Below are 22,981 nucleotides of genomic sequence, written 5' to 3' on the forward strand. Positions count from 1 at the left end.
GGAGCGGTCGCACTGAAATTCGGCGGACGACCGTACGGATCAGGCCGCCGCCGCTCTCTCCGCTCCTCTTCACGCGGTCACCGGTCCCGCCGTCCCCGCTCACGCCGTCACCGCGATCGCCTCGATCTCGATCAGCCAGTCCGGATCGGCGAGGGAGGAGACCTCGACGAAGGACTCGGCGATCGTGTGCGGGGCGAAGTGCTCGGCCCTGACCCGGGCGAACGCCTCCTGGTCCCGGGCGATGTCGGTGACGAACACGGTCGCCTTGACGACCTGGTCGAGGCCGGAGCCGGCGTTCTTCAGGACGAGCGCGAGATTGGCCAGAGCCTGTCGGGCCTGGGCCTCGAAGTCGCCCGCGCCGACGGTGGCGCCGTGCGCGTCGATCGGGGCCTGACCCGAGGTGAAGACCAGGTTCCCGAGCCGGATGCCGAGCGCGATGCCGGCGGGTGCGTACCAGTCGGGATCCGCGGTGACGCGGACGCGGTGGGGCGCGTCCTGGGCTGCGTCGTCGGTCATGTGGGGGGCCTCCTCGGGTGCGGAACGCGGGTCTGGAGAGCGGGGTCAGTCGCCCAGCGCTTCGTGGACGGCGAGCACCAGCTCGTCGATCGAACGCTGACCGCTCTCCGTACCGAACGAGTCGAAGATGTGGAAGGCACCGGCCCACTGGTGGAGCGTGACCGGCACGCCCGCCTCCAGGAGCCGTTGCCCGTAGCGCAGGCCCTCGTCGCGCAGCGGGTCGTACTCGGCGGTGACGATGTGGGTCGCCGGGAGTCCGCTCAGGTCGTCGGCGCGGTTGGGCGCCGCGTACGGCGAGGTCTCCCGCTGCTCGTGGCCCTCGCCGAGGTAGTGGCGCCACATCGACACGGACTGCGGCGTCGACCAGACGGGCGTGTCGTGGAAGGCCCGCGCGGACGGGGTGTCCATGCGGTCGTCGGTCACCGGGAAGGTCAGCACCTGGAGCGCGAGCCCAGGACCCCGCCGGTCGCGCGCCATCAGGGCGACGGAGGCGGAGAGCGCCCCGCCCGCGCTGCAGCCCGCGACGCCCAGGCGCGCCGGGTCGACCCCGAGCTCCTCGGTGTGCGCGGCGAACCACTCCAGGGCCGCGTAACAGTCCTCGGCGCCCGCGGGGAACGGGTTCTCGGGCGCGAGCCGGTACTCGACTGAGACCACGACGACGTTGGCGCGGGAGGAGAACCAGACGCACTGGTTGTGCTCGGTCTCCAGGCTGCCCATCACGAAGCCGCCGCCGTGGATCCACAGCAGACCGCCGTGCGGGCCTTCGGTACGGGGCGTGTAGACGCGCACGGCGACGTCGGGGGCGCCCGCCGGGCCGGGTATCAGCCGCTCGGTCACGGTGATGGCGCTGGTGTCGGCCGGCTCCCACTGGGCTTCGAGGTCCTTGAGGGTGCGGCGGGCGACACTCGGCTCCGCGACGTCGAGGTAGGGGATCTGGTCGACGAGCGGTGCCAGGTCGGGACGGAGCCGCATGCGGGTGGGCGCGGGCGTGGCGGATCGGTGGGAGGCGTCACTCATGCGGTCATCGTCCCCCGCGGGCGGGGCCGTGCGCCGCCGACGCCCGTCGCATGTTGGCGCTCCGTAGACACCGATTGGTGCGCCGACCTGACGGAGTGTCGCGGCCGCGGGGATGGCGACAGAGCCCCCGAACTAGCCTGCGCGGATGTACGGACTGACGTCGAGCCCCGCGCACCCGTCCTCAGAGGCGGAGACGGCACCGGCTCTCCTCGCCCGTTTCGACGCGCTCTTCGGCGGCGTCGCGGACGCCGACGAGCTGGTGCGCGCCGCGGCGCGGGTGGCGGGCTGTACCGCCGGGATGTCGGACCACGGCCGGGTGCTGCGGCGATGTCCGGCGGGGGGCGTGCCCGAGGCGGCCGGAGAGGTGGTGCCGTCGACGCGGCGGCTTGTCACCGTGGGCGGCCGCGCGGCGGGGGAGGTCTGGGTCGAACGCCCGGGAGAGCCCCTGCCCTTCGACGCCCTCCTGACCGAACGCATGGCCCTCGCGGCCGCCGTCCTGGTGACGGGCGGCGGGGGCGTGGCCGCCGGAGACCCGGGCGGCGGCGGCCCGTTCGCACCGACGCGCCGCCCGGGCACGGGTACGGTCTCGGCCCAGGGCGGGGGCGGGGGTACGGCCCAGGCCCAGGCCCAGGCCCACGCCCAGGCCCCGGGCGCGGCCCAGGCCCCCGACCACCGGGTCTGGGGTCCCGCCGGGCTCGGGGATCCGGCGCTCGTGCAGGCCGTGCTGTCGGCGTCGATGCCCGAGACGCAGCGGTCCCGCGCGCTGCACCTGCTCGGCCTTCCGCCGGCCGGCCCGATGCGTGCCGTCGCCGTGGTCGTCGCCGAACCACGCGCCCTCCAGGGCGCGTTGCGCTCCTCCGCGGCCGGGTTGTCCGCGCCGCCGACGGCGCGCTCGGGCGGTACGGCCCCGCACGGCGTGCTCTGGCCCCGGGTCGGGGCGATCGTCCTGCCGGGGCCCGGCACCGGGCGCGGCACCGGCGCCGTGTGGCCAGGCCCTGGAGTGGCCGTCGGCCTCGGCCCCGCGGTCGCGCCGGAGCGGCTCCCGGAGTCCTGGGCGCAGGCCCGGCGCGCGGCCCGGTTCGCGGGTCTGGGGCCCACCTGGCCCCGGCTCGTGGACGCCGCCGAGCTGGGCGCGCAGGTCCTCCTCGCCGACATCCCCGAGGACGCGGCGCTCACGCACCCGGACGTGACCGCGGTCGCCCGGTTGGAGGCCGAGCCGGACGGGCCGCAGATGCTGGCGACCCTGGAGGCCGTCTGCCGTACGCGCTCGCTGCGCGAGGCGGCCAAACTCCTCTCCCTGCACCACAGTTCGGTCGCCCACCGGGTGGCCCGCGCCGAGCGCGCCCTCGCGATGTCGCTGAGCGACCCCTCGGAGCGGCAGCGGGCCTACACCGCCGTACTCCTGTGGCGGCTGAACGCTCCCGACAACTGGCGTAACTGAGCCCCGAATTCGGACCGGGGCACGCCGTGGCGTCATTTTGAAGCGAGCGCTCCAAAATGTGCTAGCGTCGCCACGTGGCCGACCGCCCCGCTCGCGGCCGGACCCCAACACCGCTCCACCACCCCGCCTTTGGAGGCACTCCATGCCCCTAGCCGTCTACATCCTCGGCTTGGGAATCTTCACCCAAGGCACATCGGAGTTCATGCTCTCCGGGCTGCTCCCCAACCTCGCCGACGACCTGGGTGTCTCCATCCCCGACGCCGGCCTGCTGATCTCCGCTTTCGCGATCGGCATGGTCGTCGGCGCCCCGCTGCTCGCGGTCGCCACCCTCAAGTGGCCCCGCCGCACCGCCCTGGTCGCGCTCCAGGCCGTCTTCATCGCCGCGCACATCGTCGGCGCCCTGGCCCCCGGCTACGGCGTCCTCTTCGCCACCCGGATCGTCAGCGCCCTCGCGTACGCCGGCTTCTGGGGCGTCGCCGTCGCCACCGCCGTCGCCCTCGTCCCGGCCAACGCCAAGGGCAAGGCCGTCGCGGTGGTCGCCAGCGGGCTGACCCTCGCCACCATCGTCGGCGTGCCCGCGGGCACGGTGCTGAGCCAGTTCGCCGGCTGGCGGGCCGCCTTCTGGGGCGTGGCCGTGCTCACCCTCGTGAGCCTCGCCTGCTCGGTCTTCGCCATCCCCGGCGGCAAGGGCTCGGGTGACGAGGCCCGTACCGTCCGCGCCGAACTGCGCGCCATGGCACGGCCGCAGCTGTGGCTGTCGTACGCCGTGACGGCCTTCTCCTTCGGCGCGGTCATCGTCACCTTCAGCTACCTCGCCTCGCTGCTCACCGACGTCACCGGCCTCTCCGAGGGCTGGGTGCCCGTCCTCCTGGCGCTCTTCGGCGTCGGCGGTCTGCTGGGCATGGTGATCGGCGGCCGGACCGCCGAGGCCTACCCGATCCGCACCCTGGCGCTCGGCACCGGCGTCCTCGCCGTCGCCTCCGCGCTGCTCGCGGTCCTCGCGGAGAACACCGTCGTCACCGTCGCCCTGATCTTCGTCCTCGGCCTCGCGGGATACGTGACCAACCCGATCCTGCAGTCCCGGGTGTTCGTCGTGGCGCCCGGCGCCCCGACCCTGGTGGGCGCCACCAACACCTCCGCCTTCAACGTCGGCAACACCCTCGCCCCGGCGTTCGGCGGCATGACCATCAGCGCCGGGTTCGGCTTCGAGTCGGTGGCCTGGGTCGGCGCCGCGCTCGCCGCCGCCGGTCTGCTCGGCACGCTGTGGGCGGGCCACCTGCAGTACCGGTCCCGGCCCGCCGCCGAGGGCGGAGTGGTCGCGTCCGGCGGGGTCGCGGGCCGCAAGGACGAGGAGCCGGCACGGGCGGGCCGCGTCTGAGCCGCCCCCAGAGAACGCCGTGCCCCGGTCCGCTGACTCCCCCCTGCGGACCGGGGCACGGTTCTGTGCGCGGTGACTCAGGCCGTGATGCCGCCGTCTATCACGAGGTCGTGGCCGAGCGCGAAGCCCGACTCGTCGGACGCCAGGTACAGCACCGCCGCCGCGCCCTCCTCCACCGTGCCGATCCGGCCCACCGGGAACATGCCCTTGGCGCGCGCCGTCCGCTCCTCCGGCGTCTCGTTCTCGAGCAGGGACATGGGGGTGTCCATCGAGGACGGGCTGAGGGTGTTGACCCGGATGCCGTCGGCCGCGTACTCCCGCGCCGCGCTGCGCCCGAGCGCGGCGATCGCCGCCTTGCTCGCCCCGTACGCGCCGGCCCCCGGAATCGTCAGGTGCGCGCCGACCACGGAACCCACGTTGACGATGGCGCCGCCGCCCTGCTCCCGCATCTGCCGGATCTCGTACTTCAACGACCGCCAGGTGCCGAGCAGGTTGATCTCCAGGGTCCGCGCGAAGTCCGCCTCCGCCAGCTCCGCGAGACCGGCCGGTTCGGGCAGGTACCCCGCGTTGTTGACCGCGACGTCCAGCCGGCCGTGACGCTCGACGACCGTCCGCACCAGCGCCTCCACCTCCGCCTCCACGGCGATGTCGGCCGTGACGTGACCGGCCGTACCACCCTCCTTCTCGATCAGCCGGACCGTCTCGACCAGGCGGTCGGCGGTGCGCCCGGCGACCACCACGGTGGCGCCCTCGCGGCCGAACGCCACAGCGGTGGCCCGCCCGATCCCGGACCCACCCCCGGTGACGAGCACCACCTTGCCGGTGAAGCGACCAGTCATCTCTCTCATCCCATCCTCGGTGCATACACGCGTCCGCGCGCACGCACCACGATGGCCGCGCGCGGCGCGCGGGCCATCACGTATTCACGGGAGTGACCGGCCGAAACCACGTGAACACGTGATGCCCGGAGCGGGAGGCGCCCTGTGGACTGGAGCGCGTACGCGCACACCCGCGAGGAAGGTAAAGCCTTGAGCTTCGAGGAATCCGAGGGCATCGTCTACATCCCGCCGAAGGCGGGGCCGGCACGCTGGGTGTTCGGCGACCACTACACCCTCAAGGCGGACAAGGAGAACACGCACGGATCGCTCGGCCTGATCGAGGCCATGGTGCCCCCGGGCGGTGGGCCGCCGCTGCACATCCACCACGACGCCGACGAGGCCTTCTACCTCATCGAGGGCGAGCTGGAGATCTCCAACGAGAAGCGCCGCGCGGTCGTCGGCGCGGGTGCGTTCATCTTCGTGCCCAAGGGCAAGGTCCACGCGTTCAAGAACGTCAGCGACAAGCCCAGCAAGATGCTCATCATCTTCACGCCCGCCGGCTTCGAGCACTTCTTCACCGAGCTCGGCGTGGCCGCCGAGGAGGGCATGCCCGCCCCCGAGGCCGAGCAGTACGCGGCGGACGTCGAGAAGGCCCAGGCCATCGTGGCCAAGTACGCGGCGGAGTACGTCTGATGCTCGACCCCGGGACCGTGGACGCCTACCTCGGCCGGATCGGCGCGAAGCGGCCCGAACGCCTCGACGGCGAGGCACTGGCCCATCTGCACGAACGGCACGTGCTCAGCATCCCGTTCGAGAACATCGACTTCGCCTTCGGCCGGCCCAGCCTGCCGATCGGCCTCGGCGAACCCGCCCTGGAGAAGATCATCGGGCGCGGCCGCGGCGGCTGCTGCTACGAACTCAACGGCGCCTTCTACACCCTGCTGACCACCCTCGGCTTCGACGTGGAGCCGCTGGGCGGCCGCGTCCTGGAGGACGGCGTGTTCGGCCCGCTCCTGGGCCACCTGTGCCTGCGCGTACGGACCGAGGACAGCGAGGCGCCCTGGCTGGCCGACGTCGGCTACGGGCACGCCTTCCGCTTCCCGCTGCGCCTGGAGCCGGGCACGGCCAAGGAGGACCCGCAGGGCACCTTCGAACTCGTCGAGGCGCCCAAGGGCGACCTGGACCTGTACCGCGACGGCGAACTGCAGTACCGCGTCGAGCCGCGCGCCCGTGAACTCGCGGACTTCGCCCCCACCATGTGGTGGTTCCGCAGCGCCGACGACTCGCCGTTCCTGGCCCGCCAGGTCTGCTCCATGCCCACCCCCGACGGGCGGGTCACCCTCGCCGGCCGGACCCTGACCCGTACCGAGAACGGGGTCAGGACCAAGGAGGAGCTGGCCGACGACGACGCCGTCCGGGCCGCCTACCGCACCTGGTTCGGCGTCGAACTCGACGCACTGCCGGACCGCAAGACCGACGGAGAACACTGATGCACGACGTGACCGGACTCATCGACGTCCACCACCACGCGATCCCCCCGACCTACCGCGCCGCGCTCGGCGACAAGGTCGCCATCCCCGGCGTCGACTACCCCACCTGGACCCCCGAGGAGTCCCTGGAGGTGATGGACCGGCACGGCATCGCCGCCTCCGTCCTCTCCGTCACCGCGCCGGGCGTCACCTTCGCGCAGGGCGCCGAGAGCCGCCGCCTGGCCCGTGAGGTCAACGAGTACTACGCCGCCCTCATCGCCGAACACCCCACCCGCTTCGGCGCGTTCGCGATCCTGCCGCTGCCCGACGTGGCCGCGGCCAAGGACGAGCTGACGTACGCGATCGACGAACTCGGCCTCGACGGCGTCGGGCTGCTCACCAGCTACGGCAACCGCTACCTCGGTGACCCGGAGTTCGAGCCGCTGCTCGCCGAGATCGCCGACCGCGGCCTGCCCGTGCACGTCCACCCCGGCACCCCGCCGGCCAAGGACGTCGCCACCTTCGACCTGCCGCCCTCGCTCTACGACTTCACCTTCGAGACCACCCGCACGGTCGTCGACCTGCTCTTCAGCGGCACCCTCGAGCGGCTGCCGCACCTGAAGCTGATCGTCTCGCACGCGGGCGGCACGCTGCCGTTCCTGGCGCAGCGGCTCACGTACGGGCCGACGATCGGGAAGTACCTGACCGAGCGGGCGCCCAAGGACGTCGTCGGGGCGCTGCGCGGGCTGTACTACGACATCGCGATGTCCGCCAACCGCTTCGCGCTGCCCGCGCTCACCGAACTGGCCGCGCCGGACCGGATCCTGTTCGGCAGCGACTTCCCGTTCATGCCGGCCGCGCACACGACGGAGAACGTCGAGGGCTTCCGTACGTACGCGGGCTGGAACGCGGAGCAGCGCACGGCCATCGGCCGCACCAACGCGCTGAAGCTCTTCCCGCGCCTCGCCGGCCAGTAACAGCACCGGCCCTCGTACACGAAATACACGCGATACGCGAAGGAGCCGGCCGCCTCGGGGGAGGTGGCCGGCTCCTTCGCTGTCGTACGCGGTCGTCAGCAGACGCCGTCGATGCCGCACGCGGCGCCGAAGGACTCGTCCCGCTGCTCCTGCTGTCGCGCCTGGGCGTCCAGGATCGCCTTGCGCAGCTGGGGCGCCGAGGGCACCCCCTCCATGCGGATGTCGCCGATCAGGAAGGTCGGGGCGACCTGGACCCGGTGGGCGGCGGCCTCCCTGAGCGCGTCCTTGTGCCGGGCGGTGTACGTGCCCTGCTCCAGGGCCGTACGGAACTCGTCCTGGTCCAGGTCCAGTTCGCCGGCGAGCTTGGTCAGGATCTCGATCTCGCCGAGGTCCAGGTCCTCCTGGAAGAAGGCGCGGAACATCCGCCGGGTGTACGCGTCGCCCTTGCCGTGGTCCTGCGCGTACTGGAAGCCCTCGAACGCGAGCCGGGTGTAGGGCTGCGGGGAGACGGTGGGCAGCGTGATGTCCACGCCCATCCGCCGGGCCATCGGGTAGACGGCCCGCTTCCAGATGTCGGGCAGGTACGGGTCCTCCGGGCGGAGCGTGGGCTGCGGGTGCTCCCGCAGCTCGAACGGCTTCCACTCGATCTCGACGTCCAGGTCCTCGGTGGCCGCCTCCAGCGGTCCCTCCGCGAGCATGCAGAAGGGACAGACGTAGTCGGACCAGATCTGGATCTTCACCGGCTCGTGGCCGGTCGCCGGCTCCTGGACAGTCATCGGACTCCGCCCCTCTGCGCGGTCAGGAACTCCTGGAACGGCACCTCGTGGCCCTCGACCGGGGCGTGCGTGACGCGGATCGGCCACTGGGTGGGGTCGGTCGCGAAGATCCCGTACGAGCTGCCGTAGTCGAAGCCGTAGGCGCCGGCGGTCTTCCGGTCGGCGGCGAAGACGATGTGCCCGACTCCGAAGTAGCGCGCCACCATGTAACACATGGCGCAGGGCTCCCCGGAGGCGATCAGGGTCGAGCCGGCGACGGCGAACACACCGGCCTTCTTGGCCGCCTCGCGCAGCGCGACGACCTCCGCGTGCGCGCTGGCGTCGTGGTCCTCGCGGACCCGGTTGAACCCGGTGCCGAGGACCCTGTCGTCCTGGACGACGATGCCCGAGAAGGGGATGCCGCCCTTGGCCACGTGCTCCCGGCTGATCCGTACGGCCTCGTGGACGTGCGGCAGCAGGGCGTCGATGTCAGTCATGGCGTACGCGCCGATCAGACGGACGTGATGCGGAGCAGGACGGCGCCGCCGATGATGGACGCGAAGGAGAGCAGCCGGGCGGGGGTGATCTTCTCCTTGAAGATGATCGCGCCGCAGATGACCGTGCCGACGCCGCCGATGCCGGTCCAGATCGTGTAGCCGACGGAGACGTCGAGCTCACGCAGGGCCAGGGACAGGGTGTAGATGCCGCCGGCGGCGGCGGAGAGCGTGAGCACGGAGGGCCACAGGCGGGTGAATCCCTTGGTGGCGTTGGTGCCGAGCGCGAAGAGGACTTCGAAGACGATGGCGATGCCGAGGTAGACCCAGGTCATGGTGGTGACTCGTTTCGGGAAGGTGGGACGGAGCGGAGGTCGGGGAAGCGGCGGTGGGTCAGCCGACGGGCTGCGCGGCGGGGGCCTGCGCGGCCTCGGCGGCGGCCTGCTTCTTCGCGGCCACGTTGTCGGAGATCCGCAGGCCGAGGGCGCCGCCGATGATCAGGATGAAGGCGAGCACCTTCCAGATGGTCATCTTCTCGTCGTAGATCAGGGTGCCGAAGACGACGGTGCCGACGGCGCCGATACCGGCCCAGACGGTGTAGCCGACGCCGACGTCGACGGTCTTCAGGGCCATGGAGAGCGTGAAGATGCCGCAGGAGGCGGCGGCGACGGTGAGCAGGGACGGGCCGAGCTTGGTGAACCCGTCGGTGGCCTCGGTCGAGAGCGCGAAGGTGATCTCGAACAGCGAGGAGAACAGGAGCCAGGCCCAGCCGACGTTGGCGTTCTGCGGCGTTGCCTGCGGGGAGGGGGACGTCATGGAACTCACTCTCCAGGAAGTTGTTTGTCCGTGCAAGTTCTTCGGGGCGTAGTCGGCCGGTGACGGACTGACGCGGCGCCCATGAGGTTGCATGAGCATGTACCCTGTTGTCAACTCTCGATGAAAGGTGCGTCACCTTATGGTCGCTACCCACACCGCGTCGTCCGACCAGGTGGTCTGGAGCCGCCTTCTCGTCCTGCACTCGCGCGTCGAGCGGGAGTTGGCGCAGGCGCTCCAACGGCGCCATGGGATCGGCCTGTCGGAGTTCCGCGCGCTCGAATCGCTCACCCAGGCCGCGGACAGCGAGCTGCGCATGCAGGACCTGGCCGACCGGGTCGGTCTCGGCCAGTCCTCGGTGACGCGCCTGGTCGCACGCCTCGAAGTGGCCGGATTCGCCTTCAAGGACCTCTGTCCGTCCGACAAGCGCGGGGTCTACGCGGTGATCACGGACGAGGGCCGCGAGCGGTTCGCCGCCGCCCGTACGACCTACGCGGACGTGCTCTCCTCGGCGCTCAACGCGCTGACCGCCGACCCCGAATACGCCGCCACGGTCCAGTCGCTGCGCGCCGCCGGCGTCTGACGGGCACCCGGCCCGCACCTCCGGACAGAGTCGGTTCGGCACTCTCCCTCAACCCCTGACGCGCTGTCAATCGCGGGATCTCGGCATAGCGCGCCAGGGGTGCTTTCGTTGCATGATCAAGCGTAACGAGAACGCGGTTCCCGGTTCTCGACTCGTCAATCTCGTCGCGAGATTCTCGCGATGTCATTGCATGACGATGCAAGCACTGCCCTCGCAGGGCGATGCAAGCACCTGATCTCAACGACTCGAACGTCTCGGGGGAGAGACCGCCGTGCCATCGACACTTCTCGCCGCATCCATCGACGCCCACAGCCGGGAACGCGCCGGCCGCGTCGCCCTCTCGTACGACCGGCGCACCGTCACCTACGAAGAGCTGGGCGCCACCACCCGCGAGCTCCGCGACCAGCTGGGCCGCCTGGAGCTGCCGGCCGGCAGCACCGTCTGCGTCCCGGCCCACAAGAACCCGGAGACGATCGCCCTCCTGACGGCGGTCTTCCACGAGGGCCTGATCGCCCTGGCGCCCTCGCCCGACCTGGGCATCGCCGCCCGGACCAGGCTGGCCCAGCAGGCCCGCGCCTCGCACACCCTCACCGTCTGCGCCGAAGGCGACCTGGTCGCCGAAGCGGTCGTCGCCAACGCGGTGGAGGCCGAGGGCTTCGACCGGGCGGACGCCGGCCGCACCCGCCTCCTGCTCACCACCTCGGGCTCCACCGGCACCCCGAAGATCGTGCCGATCCCCGCCGAGGGCTTCGACGCCTTCGCCGACTGGGCCACCGCCGAGTTCGGGCTCACCGGGGACGACGTGGCGCTCTCCTACGCCCCGCTCAACTTCGACCTCGCCCTGCTCGACGTCTGGACCTTCCTGCGCCTCGGCGCCCAGGTCGTCCTGGTCGAGAAGGACCGGGCCACCGAAGCCCCGCACCTGCAGGGCCTGGTGGGCGGCCGCGGCGTCACGTTCGTCCAGGGCGTGCCCATGCTGCACCGCCTCCTGGTCCAGGACGGGCCGGAGTTCGCGGCCGTCCGCACCCTCATCACCACGGGCGACTCGCTCGCCCCCGAACTCCTCGCGCCGATGACCCGGACGTTCCCGAACGCCGGCTTCCACAACATCTTCGGCTGCACGGAGACCAACGACTCCTTCCTCCACCCCATCGACCCGCACGCGGCCGCCGCGCCGCCGATCGGCCGCCCCCTCGCCGGGGTGCGCGCCCTCGTGGTCGACGCCGGCGGACAGGTCGTCACGGGCGCAGGAACCGGCGAACTCCTCGTCTCCACACCGTTCCAGACCGCCGGCTACCTCAGGTCCGCCCTGAACGAGCAGGCGTTCACGGTCCGGGACGGCCGGACGTACTACCGGACCGGCGACATCGTCTCCCGTACCGAAGAGGGCCTCTTCCGCCTCGAAGGCCGGGCGGACTGGCAGGTCAAGGTGCGCGGCGTACGCACCAACCTCCAGGAGGTCGAGACCGTCGTCGCCTCCCACCCGGACGTCGCCGAGGCCGTCGTCGTGGCCCTGCCCGACGAGCAGACCGGCGTCCGCCTGCACGCCCACGTCACCCGGCACCCGGCCACCGCGCTGACCGGACTGCGCCTGCGGACCCACATCAGCAAGCACCTCCCGCGCCACGCGATCCCGTCCTCGGTGCACGTCACGGAGGCCCCGATGCCCCGGACGTCGACGGGAAAGCCCGACCGGAACCTCATCAGGAACAACCGCATGAAGGAGAACCAGACCGCATGAGCGAGACCGGCGCCACCCACGTGACCGCGGAGATCCGTGCGTACCTCGTCACCGAGTTCCTGGCGGGCGAGGACTCCTCGGACCTCACCGACGACTACGACCTGATCGACTCCGGAGTGATCGACAGCCTCGGCCTCGTCCGGCTGATCTCCCACATCGCGAGCCGCTACGGCCTGGCCGTGGACGACATCGACTTCGGCCCGGACGACTTCCGGACCCTCACCGCGATCACCCGCCTCGTCCGGGAGAACGCGCCCGCCACGGCGGCGTAGCGAACTGCTCCACCCGGCGCCCCCGCTCGACCGGCGCCACCCGCTCCACCGCACATCCGCTCACCACACCCGCTCACCACACCGTAGGGAGTAACCCGCATGTTCACCCGCAGCGTCGACGACGTCGTCCCCGTCCAGTGGGGCAACGGAACCAGCCACCGCCTCCTCACCAAGACCGACGGCATGGGCTTCGCCGTGGCCGTGACCCTCGTACGTCAGGGCACCACGAGCGCGCTGCAGTACCGCGACCACCTGGAGGCCTGCTACTGCGTGGCCGGCTCCGGTGAGGTCGTGGAGAAGGACGGCACCCGCCACAAGATCACGCCGGGCACCATCTACGCCCTGGACGAGAACGACCCGCACTACCTGATCGCGTCGGACTACGAGGACCTGCACCTCATCTCGGTCTTCAACCCCCCGATCGTCGGCACCGAGAAGCACAGGCTGTCCGCCGACGGCTTCTCCCAGTACTGAGCCACCCCGCTCCGGGACGGCGCGCGCCCGCGCCGTCCCGGGGCACCCCTCCCCACCCGATGTGACAAGGACCAGGCTGTGACCGACGACCTCTTCCACCTCGCCACCCCGTGGGCCGACAAACTCAACGCCGACCTCGGTGAACTGGACCGCAGCGGCACGTTCCCCACCGACAAGTGGCCCGCCGTCCAGGACTCCGGGATCCTGCGGACCCCCTTCCACCCCGACTACGGAGGCCACGGCCGGTCCCTGACCGAGACCATGCGCGTACTGGAAGGCCTCGGTCACACCTCCCACGACGCCGGCCTGTCCTTCTCCACGTCCACCCAGATCGTCTCCGTGGGCATCCCGCTCCAGCAGTTCGGCAGCGAGGAGCTCAAGCGGCGCCACCTCCCGCGGATCATGGCCGGTGACGTGATCACCGCCCACGCCATCACCGAGGAGTCCGGCGGCTCGGACGCGATCAACTCCACCACGACGGCCGTCCTCGACGGCGACCACTACGTGGTCGACGGCAGCAAGATGTTCATCACCAACGCCCCCGTCGCCGGCCTCTTCCTGCTCTACGTGCGCACCGGCGCCCCGGGCCCGTTCGGTCTGACCACCCTGCTCGTCGAGGCCGGCACGCCCGGCCTCACCGTCGGACCGGCCATGGACAAGATCGGCCTGCGTACCAGCCCGATCGGCACGCTCGCCTTCGACGGGCTGCGCGTCCCGGTGTCCCAGCGGGTCGGCCGGGAGGGCTCCGGCTTCCGGGTCCTGGACTACGTCATGAAGCGCGAGGTGCTCTTCGCCTTCTCGATCACGCTCGGCGAGATGACCCGCCGGCTCGCGGACACGATCCGGTTCGCCAAGTCCCGTACGCAGTTCGGCCAGACCATCGGCTCGTACCAGGCCGTCAGCCACAAGATCGCCGACATGAAGATCAGCCTGGAGACGGCGCGCAAATGGCTGCGCGACACCGGCGCCAAGGTCGAGGCCGGGCAGGACGCCGCCATCGACCTCGCCGCCACCAAGACCGTCGTCTCCGAGGCGAATCTGAAGATGGCGCTCGACGCCGTCCAGATCCACGGCGGACGCGGCGTCCTCACCAGCCACGGCGTCGAACGCGAACTGCGCGACTCCGTCGCCGGAACCATCTACTCCGGCACGAGCGAGATCCAGCGCAACCGCATCGCCGCCCTCCTCGGCCTCTGAACCGGCCGCTGCCCCGCCCTCTGAGCGGGCCTCTGAACCGGCCTCCGACCGGCCTTCGATCCAAGGGAACACGACTGTGATGACCCTCGACCTGTACGACCGGCTGACGCAGCCCACCGAGTTCCTCGACTACGAGACCGACGCCGTCCAGACCTTCATCGACGGCGTGGTCAAGGACCGCGCGTCCGACAAGCGCACCATGGCCATCGAGCTCTACTACGCCGTCCGCGACGGCGTCTTCTACGAGGTCTACGGCGCCGACCTGTCCCCGGACGGGCTGAAGGCCTCCCGCACCGCCACCACCAAGTCCGGCTTCTGCCTGCACAAGTCGGCCCTCTACGCCGCCGCCGTCCGGGCCCTCGGCATCCCCTCCAAGCTCGTCTACGGCGACGTACGCAACCACCTCGCCTCGCCCCGGCTGATCGAGCACATCGGTGGCGACGTCTTCTTCCACGGCCTCACCCAGGTCTACCTGGACGGCAAGTGGGTCAAGGCCACGCCGGTGTTCAACAAGATGCTCTGCAAGCTCTACGGCATGGCGGCCCTGGAGTTCGACGGCCTCGAGGACAGCCTCTACCACCCGTACGAGGGCGGCGCCGGCGCCATGGAGTTCCTCACCGACCACGGTGCCTTCGACGACGTCCCGTACGAGTTCGTCATCGGCTCGATGCGCGCCCGGCACCCCAAGTTCCTCAGCGACTCCGACTCCGGCACGAGCACGGTGGCAGGCGGCCGGCTGGCCGACGAAGCGAAGTAAGGAGCAGTACACCCATGACCCAGGTCACCGAGGCCGCCCACGCGCCACAGGCCGCCACGCCCACCGACGGCTGGGACGCCGCCATCCGGATCGGCGTCGTCGTCCCGCACGCCGACGTCGGCCCCGAGGCCGAACTCCAGGCCATGGCCCCCGCGTCGGTCTCCATCCACGGCTCCCGCGTCCACTTCGGCGCGATGCGCGCCGGTGGCGAGATGGACGAGAAGATCCCGCACGACCCGGTCCGCGCGTTCGTCGAACCGCCCTTCCTGGACCACGCCGTCGAGCAGCTCGCCGCCTCGCCCCTGCACGCCCTGACCCTCGGCTTCACCTCCTCCAGCTACGTGCTGAAGGCGGCGGGGGAGCGGGAGCTGTACGAGCGGCTGCGCCCGGTCACCCGGGAGCTGCCGATCACCGGCACGACGAGGGCCGCCCGGGCCGCCTTCACCGCGCTCGGCGCGAAGCGCATCGCCCTCGTCAACCCGCCGTGGTTCGACGACAAGCTCTCCGGCCAGGGCGCGGACTACTTCCGGGAGTTCGGCTTCGACGTGGTCCACCACGGACCCTGCGGGCTGCCCTCGAACCAGAAGGCGATCACGCCGCAGAACCTCTCGGAGTGGCTCCGTACCACCGTCGCCTCCCACAGGCCGGACGCCGTCCTGGTGGCGGGCAACGGTATCCGCGCCGTCGGCACCATCAAGCCGCTGGAGGAGGAACTGGGCTTCCATGTCGTGACCGCCAACCAGGCGATCTTCTGGCACGCCCTGCACCTGGCCGGCGCGACGGCCATCAGCGAGGGCGTCACCGAGTACGGCGCCCTCTTCGCCACCCGCCCCGCGCCGGCGGACGAGGCCTGATCCACGCGCGCGTGAGCCCGGACGGCCGACGGCCGCCCGGGCTCCGCATGTGCGGGGACCGCTCAGAAAGCGGTGGGATCAGAGTGCGGTGGTATCAGAGCGCGATGGGCACCTCGTACAGCGCGACGACCGAGGTGAAGATCTCCTCGCCGTTCTGCTCCGCCGTCACCAGCATCCACCGCCGCCCGTTGGGGTCGTCAGGCAGCGCCCTCGCGGTGATCCAGCACGGCGCGTCGAGCTCGGCGTACCGGGTGAAGTCGCAGCTCATGCCGGTGACCAGGGTCTGCCGCGGCTGGGACGCGGCCTGCGCCGCCTGGCGCGCGGCTTCCAGGAGCAGCATGCCCGGGGCGTGGTCGACGGGGTGGTCGAAGAGGACGGGGTGCGAGGTGTCCGTCCGCAGCTGCCAGCGCAGCGGGACGTCGGTGCAGGAGAGCACGACGTCCTGGAACCGGGTCCGGCCCGTCTCGTGCGTCGGGGACGGCGGCGGCAGCGGAAGGGTGCGCGCGTTGGCGCTCGCGATGTCGGCGTACGGCCCGCGCAGCCGCTCGTAGACCGCCCGGTCCTGGATCGTGAACCGCGTCCGGGCCGTGGCGAGCCGGCGCCCCGCGCGCGTGGCCTCGACGGAGAGGGTGAGGGCGGTCGCCCGCCCCTTGCGGTACTTCACGTCCGAGCAGGTGATGTGCAGTTCGACATGGGCGTCCCGGCCGTCGTCCCACAGCTCGTCCGGGTCGATGTCCCAGGCGAAGTCCTTCCACAGCAGCTGGTGTCCGAACGGGACGTCGTACGCGGCGTGGGAGAGCATCGGCAGGGTCTGACGCACGGTCTCCGTCAGGAACAGGGGGTCGTACCTGCCATGCCGCGCCAGGTAGAAGGTGTGCTCGCGCGGCCAGCGGGCGGTGATGGTGAAGGTGTCGTCCCCGGTCCGGCACCAGCTCACGAGGAGCACCTCGGCCGGGTCGGTCTTGTGGGTGTACGACATCGGAACGGGCACGGGACCGGTGGTCGTCCGGTCTGGTGCGAGCTCTATCGGAGGCACAACAGTTCTCCCCTGACTGTTTCAAGATATTCGCGGGCCTGCACACTGGTGTGGTGGCAGGCCGCTCACATAAGATAGTGGTCACTCTTTTTCTTTGTCGATGTATACGGGGTAAAGGCGCAGTGGCGGAACACAGGCAGGAACGGGCGGTCCGCACTCGGGAGTTGGTGCTCCGAGCTGCGGCGGAGGTGTTCGACGAGGCCGGATACCTCGGCGCGAGCATCACCAAGATCCTCGACCGGGCGGGCGTCACGGCGGGCGCCGTGTACTTCCATTTCCGGTCGAAGGAGGGACTGGCCCGCGCGGTCATCCTGGAGCAGGCGGCCGATCTGAAGTTCCCCGAGGGGGAGGGCGGCCTCCAGCAGCTCCTGGACATGACCGGCTACCTCGCCGTCGAGATGCAGCACAACACCCTGCTGCGGGCCGGCGTCCGGCTCGCCGTCGAACAGGGCGTCGTCGGCCCGCAGGAGTACGCGATCTACGAGTGGTGGGCCGACCACTTCCACCAGGAGTTCGGCCGGGCCCGGGAGATGGGCCAGCTGCTCGACGGCGTGGACGAGGCCGCCTTCTCCCAGCTCCTCGTCGCCGCGTACACCGGTACGCAGGTCATGTCCCAGCTCGCCACCGGCCGCGCCGACCTGCCCCGCCGGATCAGCGACATGTGGCGATGTCTGCTGCCCGCTCTCGCCCCCGCCGACGTCATCGCCGGGCTGCGTATCCCCGCCGACGACCCCGTGGGCGCTTCGTGAGCGCAGTGCGCGTCGTCCTGACCGGGGCGACCGGCTTCGTCGGTTCCCGCGTTCTGCACGCCCTGACCTCGACCGCCCATGACACCGGCCGGACGTTCTCCGTCCGGGCGCTCGGCCGCTCGGCCACCGCCCCCGACTCCGCCCCGCCGGGCGTGACATGGGTGTCCGTGGACCTGACCGACCGGGCCTCGCTGCGGAAGGCGGCGAGCGGCGCGGACGTCCTGATCCACCTCGCCTCCCGGATCTCCGGGGACGACGCCGAGTGCGCCGCGGTCAACGTCGACGGCACCACGGCCCTCGTCGAGGAGGCCGTCCACTGGGGTGTGGACCGTATCGTCCACCTCTCCACTTCCGCGGTCTACGGACCGGGCCCGCACCGCGGCATCGCGGTGAACGGAATCGTCCCCGCCCCGGTGTCGCCCGCGAGCCGCACCCGCCTGGCCGGCGAGACCCCGGTCCTCGCGGCGGCCGGAACGGTCCTGCGCCCGGGCCTCGTTCTGGGCGCCGGCGACCGCTGGGTGGTGCCCGCACTGGCGGAGCTGCTCGCCCGCGTCCCGGCCCGCTGGGACGGCGGCCGCGGCCTGCTCTCCGTCGTGGACGTGGACGACCTCGCGCGCCTGATCGCCACCCTGGCCGTGTCCCCGGCCGCCCCGCCGCCCGGCGTCCACCACGCGAGCCACCCCGTCCCGGTGAGCAACGGCGACCTGATGGCGGAGCTGGCCGCGCTCGACGTCCTGCCCAAGGTCGAGGACGGGGCCGACTGGTCCTGGGACGCCTGCCTGGACCGGCTCCGTACCGTCCCCGGCCGGACGAGCGAGCGCCAGTTCGCGCTGCTGGCCCAGGACCACTGGTACGCGAGCGAGTCCATCTGGCCCGCCGCCTCCTGCCCCCCGGGCCCGGGCCCCCTGGCCCGCCTGGCCGCGGCGGCCCCCTGGTACCGCTCGTTCCTGACGGGCTGACGAGAGCCCGGTGCGACCGGGCACCACACGAAGAGGGCGGCGCACTCCGACGGTTGGTCGGTGTACGCCGCCCTGGGTGGTAGGGGGGTCGTCGCGGGCTCTGGCCCGCGTGGTCACGGCGACTACTTCGGGTCGTCGTTGAACTTCGAGGTGGACCAGAAGTAGCCGAGGACCGCGAGACCGACGCACCAGGCGACCGCGAGCCAGCCGTTGTGGCCGATCTCGGTGCCGAGCAGCAGACCGCGCAGGGTCTCGATGGCCGGCGTGAAGGGCTGGTACTCGGCGATCGGCTGGAACCAGCCCGGCATCGAGGAGAGCGGGACGAAGGCGCTGGACAGCAGCGGCAGCAGGATCAGCGGCAGCGCGTTGTTGCTGGCGGCCTCCGCGTTCGGGCTGATCAGGCCCATGCCGACGGCGATCCAGGTGAGCGCGAGGGCGAAGAGCACGAGCAGTCCGAAGGCGGCGAACCACTCCAGGACGGTGGCGTCGGTGGAGCGGAAGCCGATGGCCACGCCCACCGCGCCGACGAGGACGACGCTCACGACGGACTGGAGCACGCTGCCGACGACATGTCCGACGAGGACAGAACCGCGGTGGATGGCCATCGTGCGGAAGCGGGCGATGATGCCCTCGGTCATGTCGTTGGAGACGGAGACCGCCGTGCCGATCGTGGTGCTGCCGATGGTCATCAGGAGCAGACCGGGGACGATGTAGGCGATGTACTTGGCACGGTCCGGCTCGCCGCCGCCGATGCCCACGCTCATCGTCTCGCCGAAGATGTAGACGAAGAGCAGCAGCAGCATGATCGGCGTGAGCAGCAGGTTCAGGGTGAGCGACGGGTAGCGCCGGGCGTGCAGCAGGTTCCGCCGCAGCATGGTCGAGGAGTCGCGCACGGCGAGGGAGAGAGAGCTCATCGGACAGCCTCCTTGGGCTGAGTGGGGATCTCGGCGGTGGCGGTGAGGGCGAAGAAGACGTCGTCGAGGTCGGGCGTGTGCACGGTCAGCTCGTCGGCCTCGATGCCGGCCGAGTCCAAGCGGTCGAGGATCGAGCGCAGTTCGCGCTGGCTGCCGTCGCTGGGGAGCTGAAGCGCGAGGGCCTCGTCGTCGCGGGTGGCGTCGTCGCCGAGCGCGGCGCCGGCGGCCTGGTACGCGGCCGGGTCGGAGAAGCGGAGCCGTACGTGCCCGCCCGGGACGATCCGCTTCAGTTCCTCCGCGGTGCCCTCTGCGGCGATCTTTCCGCCGTGCAGCACCGCGATGCGGTCGGCGAGTTCGTCGGCCTCCTCCAGGTACTGGGTGGTGAGGAAGACGGTGACGCCGTCGGAGACGAGCTCGCGGATGATCTTCCACATGTTGTGGCGGCTGCGCGGGTCGAGGCCGGTGGTCGGTTCGTCGAGGAAGATGATCCGCGGGTCGCCGACCAGCGTCATGGCGATGTCGAGCCGGCGCTTCATGCCGCCGGAGTAGGTGGAGGCGGGCTTCTTCGCGGCCTCCACGAGGTCGAAGCGCTCCAGGAGTTCGGCGGCGACCCGCCGTCCCTCGCGCTTGGAGAGGTGGTTCAGGTCCGCCATGAGGAGCATGTTCTCCTCGCCGGTGATCAGACCGTCGACGGCGGAGAACTGCCCGGTGACGCCGATCGCGGCGCGTACGGCCTGCGGGGCGGTGGCCAGGTCGTGGCCGCCGACCCGGATCTCGCCCTGGTCGGCGGAGACGAGCGTGGAGAGGATCTTCACGGCGGTGGTCTTGCCGGCGCCGTTCGGGCCGAGCAGCGCGAACACGGTCCCGGCGGGGATGCGCAGGTCGACTCCGTCGAGGACGGTCTTGTCACCGTAGGACTTGCGCAGTCCGGTCGCCGCGATGGCGAGGTCGTTCATGGGTGGTCACTCCTTGTCGAGGCGGGAGGGGTGAGGTGCGGTGGCCCCGGGGGCTCAGAGGCTGCGGGCCGTGATGTCGCCGAGGGCGGTGGTCGCGTGGATGGTCAGCTCGGCGGCGGCGCCGCCGGAGTTCTGGAGCGCGTTGTGGATCCGGCCGTGGGTGGTGCCGGCGTCGAGGGATGCGGAGACTCCGCGGGCGGCGCCGACGGTGATGGAGCCGGACTCGGTGCGCAGGGTGACCGTGCCGCGCACGGCCTCGGCGACGCGGATGTCGCCCTGCTGGGTGCCGATCTCGGCGGGGCCGCCCAGGCGGGCCACCGAGACGTCGCCGGCCTGGAGCACGAGCCGGGCGTTCGCGGTCTCGTCGAGCTCGACCGTGCCCTGCTGGCCCTCGAACTCGACGTCGCCGAGCCGCCCGGTGGAGCGGAACTCACCGGCGGCCGCCTTCGCCTCGACCCGGGAGCCGGCCGGCAGCTGGACGATCACCTCGATGGAGCCGCTGTTGCCGAGCACCCGGCTCTTCGCCTCGGGGACCTCGACCCGCAGGACGCCGTCGGCGTAGGCGACCTCGGTCACCTCCGCGGCCTTCACGTCGCGGCTCTTGGCCGGGTCGGCGGGCCGGACCTCGACCGTGGTGTCGACCCGGTCGGCGGCGACGAGCCGGATGACGCCGGCGGGGATGTCGAGGACGGCGGTGACGGGGGCGGGGGTCTTGAACGTCTGCATGGTTTTCTCCTTGACCTCGTTGTTTCTGATAGCCGAAACACTACGTTGCGTTCGAGGGTCTGGCAACAAGTCTGTTGCGCAAGAAACCAGTAATCGCAGGTAGTTGGGGCAATTTCGTTGCAACGGGATCGATTGCAATGCAACGGTGAGCTCTCGTTGCGTTGCAATGGAATGAAATTGAACGCTATGCGCCGCTCTTGTTGCACATATATTGCAGGTGCGTAATCAGTGCAGAAGGAGTGGCGCAGTGGGCGGACCAGTGGTGCTCGGGATCGAGTCGTCGTGCGACGAGACCGGTGCGGGGATCGTGCGGGACGGGAAGCTCCTCGCGCACGTGGTGGCGTCGAGCATGGACGAGCACGCCCGCTTCGGCGGCGTCGTGCCGGAGATCGCCGCCCGGGCGCACCTCCAGGCGTTCAACCCGGTCGTGCGGCAGGCCCTGGACCAGGCGGGGCTGCGCCTCGGCCAGATCGACGCGGTCGCCGTCACGACGGGCCCCGGGCTCTCCGGCGCCCTCCAAGTGGGCCTCGCCGGGGCCAAGTCGCTCGCGTACGCGGCGGGGGTCCCGCTCTACGGAGTGCACCACCTCGCCGGGCACGTCGCCGCCGACACCCTGGAGCACGGCCCGCTGCCCTCGCCGTGCGTGGTCCTGATCGTCTCCGGCGGCCACACGTCCCTGCTGCTCGTACGGGACCTGGTGCGCGAGCCGATCCTGCACCTGGGCGACACCCTCGACGACGCCGCCGGCGAGTGCTTCGACAAGGTCGCCCGCATCCTCGGCCTGCCCTACCCCGGCGGGCCCGCCATCGACCGGGCCGCACGGGACGGCGACCCGCGCGCTGTGAACTTCCCCCGGCCGCTGACCCGGCCAGGGGACGACCCGTACGCCTTCTCCTTCTCCGGCCTCAAGACCGCCGCCGCCCGCTGGGTCGAGAAGCATCGCCTCCAGGGCCAGGACGTGCCGGTCGCCGACGGCGCCGCCGCCCTCCAGGAGGCCGTCGCCGACGTGCTGACCCGCAAGGCGCTCGCGGCCTGCGAGGCGTACGACGTGAAGACGCTGATCGTGGTCGGCGGCGTCGCGGCGAACTCGCGGGTGCGGGGCCTCGCCGAACAGCGCTGCGCCGCCGCCGGGGTGGAGCTGCGCGTGCCGCCGATGACGCTGTGCACCGACAACGGCGCGATGATCGCGGCCGTCGGCGACCTCCTCGTACGCTCCGGGGCCGAACCCGCGCCACTGAACGTGTCGATCGACCCGTCCGCGCCCCTGGAGTACGCCTCCCTCACCCCGCTGCCGGCTCCCTCGGTGAGAGCCGCTTCATGACCGCCACGTCCGTCGTCGTCCGGCCGGTCTCGGGGAGCCGCCTGCTCGCGCACGCGGACGGCGTACGCGCCGTGTACGCGGACGCGTTCGGCGCCCCGCCCTGGGGCGAAGGCCCGGAACGGGCCGACACGTACCTCCGCCGACTCCGCGCGGACGTGGACCGGCCGGGCTTCACGGCGGCGCTCGCGGTGGCTGGCGAGGGCGACGGCGATGGCAACGGCTTCGGCTTCGGTGACTGCGTCGGCGACTGCGACTGCGACTCCGACTGCGACTGCGACGGTGACTGCGACGGAGCCGGAGCCGGAGCCGGAGCCGGCGGCAGCGTCGGCGGCACGGTCCTGGGCTGGGCGACGGCCTGGACCACCCCGTCCCCCTTCCCCACCGACCGCTGCTACCCGTCGATAGCGGCGGCACTGGGGGAGGCCCGTACCGGCGACTGGCTGTGCGGCGCCCGTGAGGTCGACGAACTCGCCGTCGCCACCCGCGCGCGGGGCACCGGCCTCGGCGCCCGGCTGCTGCACGCGGTCACCGAGGACCGCGCCGACGGCCGCTGCTGGCTGCTGACCTCGGTCGCCGCCCGCGCCGCCCTCGCCTTCTACGAGCGAGCCGGCTGGACCCAGGCCACCCACCCCGCACCCGGGGGAGCCGGCCACGCCGCCTTCCTCGGCCCACGACACCCGGCCCGCACAGCCGCACCTCGGGCCTGTCGTTTGGATCCGGCCGGGCTCGCGGGCCCTGGCGCCGTGCCTCGCCGCGTTGTCGTC

General features: G+C 71.7%; 26 protein-coding genes and 1 pseudogene. 16 read left to right on the plus strand and 11 right to left on the minus strand.

The window, feature by feature from the left end:
• Window positions 1–99: 99 nt before the first annotated feature.
• Together ACFWRO_RS05700 and ACFWRO_RS05705 are read right to left on the minus strand one after the other, a co-directional pair.
• Window positions 100–516, minus strand: a complete 417-nt coding sequence (locus ACFWRO_RS05700; protein ID WP_384504724.1) for a RidA family protein — start codon at window positions 514–516, stop codon at window positions 100–102.
• A gap of 45 nt (window positions 517–561) precedes the next feature.
• Window positions 562–1,533 carry an alpha/beta hydrolase gene (locus tag ACFWRO_RS05705; protein ID WP_384504727.1) on the minus strand — a complete coding sequence of 324 codons (972 nt, stop codon included), beginning with the start codon at window positions 1,531–1,533 and terminating at the stop codon, window positions 562–564.
• A gap of 145 nt (window positions 1,534–1,678) precedes the next feature.
• Here ACFWRO_RS05705 and ACFWRO_RS05710 point away from each other — a divergent pair, with 145 nt between their 5' ends.
• Together ACFWRO_RS05710 and ACFWRO_RS05715 are read left to right on the plus strand one after the other, a co-directional pair.
• Entirely contained in the window at window positions 1,679–2,974 is a 1,296-nt protein-coding gene (locus ACFWRO_RS05710; protein ID WP_384504729.1) for a helix-turn-helix domain-containing protein, read from the plus strand.
• A 142-nt stretch (window positions 2,975–3,116) separates the two neighbouring features.
• A complete protein-coding gene (locus tag ACFWRO_RS05715) occupies window positions 3,117–4,352 on the plus strand; it encodes a Cmx/CmrA family chloramphenicol efflux MFS transporter (RefSeq protein ID WP_384504732.1) in 1,236 nt (411 codons plus the stop codon).
• A 77-nt stretch (window positions 4,353–4,429) separates the two neighbouring features.
• Here ACFWRO_RS05715 and ACFWRO_RS05720 read toward each other — a convergent pair whose 3' ends face one another.
• A complete protein-coding gene (locus ACFWRO_RS05720) occupies window positions 4,430–5,191 on the minus strand; it encodes an SDR family NAD(P)-dependent oxidoreductase (protein ID WP_384504734.1) in 762 nt (253 codons plus the stop codon).
• A 189-nt stretch (window positions 5,192–5,380) separates the two neighbouring features.
• On the opposite strand from ACFWRO_RS05720, the gene ACFWRO_RS05725 reads away from it, so the two are divergent.
• From ACFWRO_RS05725 to ACFWRO_RS05735, 3 genes are read left to right on the plus strand one after another with little or no spacing between them, the layout of a single operon-like run.
• Complete coding sequence (locus ACFWRO_RS05725; RefSeq protein ID WP_384504737.1) at window positions 5,381–5,863, plus strand: cupin domain-containing protein; 483 nt, start codon at window positions 5,381–5,383, stop codon at window positions 5,861–5,863.
• On the plus strand, window positions 5,863–6,660 hold the full coding sequence (locus ACFWRO_RS05730; protein WP_384504740.1) for an arylamine N-acetyltransferase: 798 nt from the start codon (window positions 5,863–5,865) through the stop codon (window positions 6,658–6,660). Before ACFWRO_RS05725 ends, ACFWRO_RS05730 begins: the two co-directional genes overlap by 1 nt.
• Entirely contained in the window at window positions 6,660–7,616 is a 957-nt protein-coding gene (locus tag ACFWRO_RS05735; RefSeq protein WP_384504742.1) for an amidohydrolase family protein, read from the plus strand. Before ACFWRO_RS05730 ends, ACFWRO_RS05735 begins: the two co-directional genes overlap by 1 nt.
• Before the next feature lie 95 nt (window positions 7,617–7,711).
• Here ACFWRO_RS05735 and ACFWRO_RS05740 read toward each other — a convergent pair whose 3' ends face one another.
• Genes ACFWRO_RS05740 through ACFWRO_RS05755 form a run of 4 tightly spaced genes read right to left on the minus strand, consistent with a single transcriptional unit; the run spans window position 7,712 to window position 9,681 of the window.
• The gene (locus ACFWRO_RS05740; RefSeq protein WP_384504745.1) at window positions 7,712–8,392 is read right to left on the minus strand and encodes a DsbA family protein; all 681 of its coding nucleotides are present in this window, start codon (window positions 8,390–8,392) and stop codon (window positions 7,712–7,714) included.
• Window positions 8,389–8,868: a nucleoside deaminase gene (locus ACFWRO_RS05745; RefSeq protein WP_384504747.1), complete on the minus strand. Its 480-nt coding sequence runs from the start codon at window positions 8,866–8,868 to the stop codon at window positions 8,389–8,391. Before ACFWRO_RS05745 ends, ACFWRO_RS05740 begins: the two co-directional genes overlap by 4 nt.
• 14 nt (window positions 8,869–8,882) lie before the next feature.
• The gene (locus ACFWRO_RS05750; RefSeq protein ID WP_384504750.1) at window positions 8,883–9,200 is read right to left on the minus strand and encodes a DMT family transporter; all 318 of its coding nucleotides are present in this window, start codon (window positions 9,198–9,200) and stop codon (window positions 8,883–8,885) included.
• Between the two features lie 58 nt (window positions 9,201–9,258).
• Complete coding sequence (locus ACFWRO_RS05755; protein ID WP_362006776.1) at window positions 9,259–9,681, minus strand: multidrug efflux SMR transporter; 423 nt, start codon at window positions 9,679–9,681, stop codon at window positions 9,259–9,261.
• Window positions 9,682–9,820: 139 nt separating this feature from the next.
• Between ACFWRO_RS05755 and ACFWRO_RS05760 the strand changes: the two genes are divergently transcribed.
• The 7 genes from ACFWRO_RS05760 to ACFWRO_RS05790 all read left to right on the plus strand — a co-directional run bounded on the left by ACFWRO_RS05760 (window position 9,821) and on the right by ACFWRO_RS05790 (window position 15,556).
• The gene (locus ACFWRO_RS05760) at window positions 9,821–10,261 is read left to right on the plus strand and encodes a MarR family winged helix-turn-helix transcriptional regulator (RefSeq protein ID WP_384504754.1); all 441 of its coding nucleotides are present in this window, start codon (window positions 9,821–9,823) and stop codon (window positions 10,259–10,261) included.
• A 271-nt stretch (window positions 10,262–10,532) separates the two neighbouring features.
• Window positions 10,533–12,002 (plus strand): AMP-binding protein, encoded by a 1,470-nt coding sequence (locus tag ACFWRO_RS05765; RefSeq protein ID WP_384504756.1) that lies wholly within the window; start codon window positions 10,533–10,535, stop codon window positions 12,000–12,002.
• A complete protein-coding gene (locus ACFWRO_RS05770) occupies window positions 11,999–12,274 on the plus strand; it encodes an acyl carrier protein (protein WP_384504758.1) in 276 nt (91 codons plus the stop codon). Before ACFWRO_RS05765 ends, ACFWRO_RS05770 begins: the two co-directional genes overlap by 4 nt.
• 99 nt (window positions 12,275–12,373) lie before the next feature.
• Window positions 12,374–12,748: an ectoine synthase gene (locus ACFWRO_RS05775; RefSeq protein ID WP_384504761.1), complete on the plus strand. Its 375-nt coding sequence runs from the start codon at window positions 12,374–12,376 to the stop codon at window positions 12,746–12,748.
• Between the two features lie 78 nt (window positions 12,749–12,826).
• Complete coding sequence (locus ACFWRO_RS05780; protein WP_384504764.1) at window positions 12,827–13,945, plus strand: acyl-CoA dehydrogenase family protein; 1,119 nt, start codon at window positions 12,827–12,829, stop codon at window positions 13,943–13,945.
• Window positions 13,946–14,024: 79 nt separating this feature from the next.
• Window positions 14,025–14,702, plus strand: a complete 678-nt coding sequence (locus tag ACFWRO_RS05785; protein WP_384504767.1) for a transglutaminase family protein — start codon at window positions 14,025–14,027, stop codon at window positions 14,700–14,702.
• A gap of 14 nt (window positions 14,703–14,716) precedes the next feature.
• Complete coding sequence (locus tag ACFWRO_RS05790) at window positions 14,717–15,556, plus strand: maleate cis-trans isomerase (protein ID WP_384504769.1); 840 nt, start codon at window positions 14,717–14,719, stop codon at window positions 15,554–15,556.
• 94 nt (window positions 15,557–15,650) lie between these two features.
• Here ACFWRO_RS05790 and ACFWRO_RS05795 read toward each other — a convergent pair whose 3' ends face one another.
• A complete protein-coding gene (locus ACFWRO_RS05795; protein WP_384504772.1) occupies window positions 15,651–16,547 on the minus strand; it encodes a ScbA/BarX family gamma-butyrolactone biosynthesis protein in 897 nt (298 codons plus the stop codon).
• Between the two features lie 167 nt (window positions 16,548–16,714).
• Between ACFWRO_RS05795 and ACFWRO_RS05800 the strand changes: the two genes are divergently transcribed.
• Both ACFWRO_RS05800 and ACFWRO_RS05805 read left to right on the plus strand, forming a co-directional pair.
• Window positions 16,715–17,341, plus strand: a complete 627-nt coding sequence (locus ACFWRO_RS05800; RefSeq protein ID WP_384504775.1) for a ScbR family autoregulator-binding transcription factor — start codon at window positions 16,715–16,717, stop codon at window positions 17,339–17,341.
• Window positions 17,338–18,300, plus strand: a complete 963-nt coding sequence (locus tag ACFWRO_RS05805; RefSeq protein WP_384504777.1) for an NAD-dependent epimerase/dehydratase family protein — start codon at window positions 17,338–17,340, stop codon at window positions 18,298–18,300. The genes ACFWRO_RS05800 and ACFWRO_RS05805 overlap by 4 nt, the downstream gene beginning before the upstream one ends.
• A 122-nt stretch (window positions 18,301–18,422) precedes the next feature.
• Here the strand turns inward: ACFWRO_RS05805 and ACFWRO_RS05810 are convergent, their stop codons facing one another.
• The 3 genes from ACFWRO_RS05810 to ACFWRO_RS05820 are packed head-to-tail and all read right to left on the minus strand — an operon-like array spanning window position 18,423 to window position 20,896.
• Window positions 18,423–19,214: an ABC transporter permease gene (locus ACFWRO_RS05810; protein ID WP_362006753.1), complete on the minus strand. Its 792-nt coding sequence runs from the start codon at window positions 19,212–19,214 to the stop codon at window positions 18,423–18,425.
• Window positions 19,211–20,170, minus strand: coding sequence for an ATP-binding cassette domain-containing protein (locus ACFWRO_RS05815; protein WP_384504781.1), 960 nt, complete (start codon window positions 20,168–20,170; stop codon window positions 19,211–19,213). Before ACFWRO_RS05815 ends, ACFWRO_RS05810 begins: the two co-directional genes overlap by 4 nt.
• 54 nt (window positions 20,171–20,224) lie before the next feature.
• Window positions 20,225–20,896, minus strand: coding sequence for a DUF4097 family beta strand repeat-containing protein (locus tag ACFWRO_RS05820; protein ID WP_384504784.1), 672 nt, complete (start codon window positions 20,894–20,896; stop codon window positions 20,225–20,227).
• A gap of 259 nt (window positions 20,897–21,155) precedes the next feature.
• On the opposite strand from ACFWRO_RS05820, the gene tsaD reads away from it, so the two are divergent.
• The gene (tsaD, locus tag ACFWRO_RS05825) at window positions 21,156–22,217 is read left to right on the plus strand and encodes a tRNA (adenosine(37)-N6)-threonylcarbamoyltransferase complex transferase subunit TsaD (RefSeq protein WP_384505428.1); all 1,062 of its coding nucleotides are present in this window, start codon (window positions 21,156–21,158) and stop codon (window positions 22,215–22,217) included.
• Window positions 22,214–22,912, plus strand: a pseudogene (locus tag ACFWRO_RS05830) (GNAT family N-acetyltransferase); the annotation flags it as partial. The gene tsaD and the pseudogene ACFWRO_RS05830, both read left to right, overlap by 4 nt.
• Between the last annotated feature and the right edge of the window lie 69 nt (window positions 22,913–22,981).

Origin of the sequence: Streptomyces sp. NPDC058579 (assembly GCF_042718575.1) — a bacterium.
Lineage (GTDB): Bacteria > Actinomycetota > Actinomycetes > Streptomycetales > Streptomycetaceae > Streptomyces.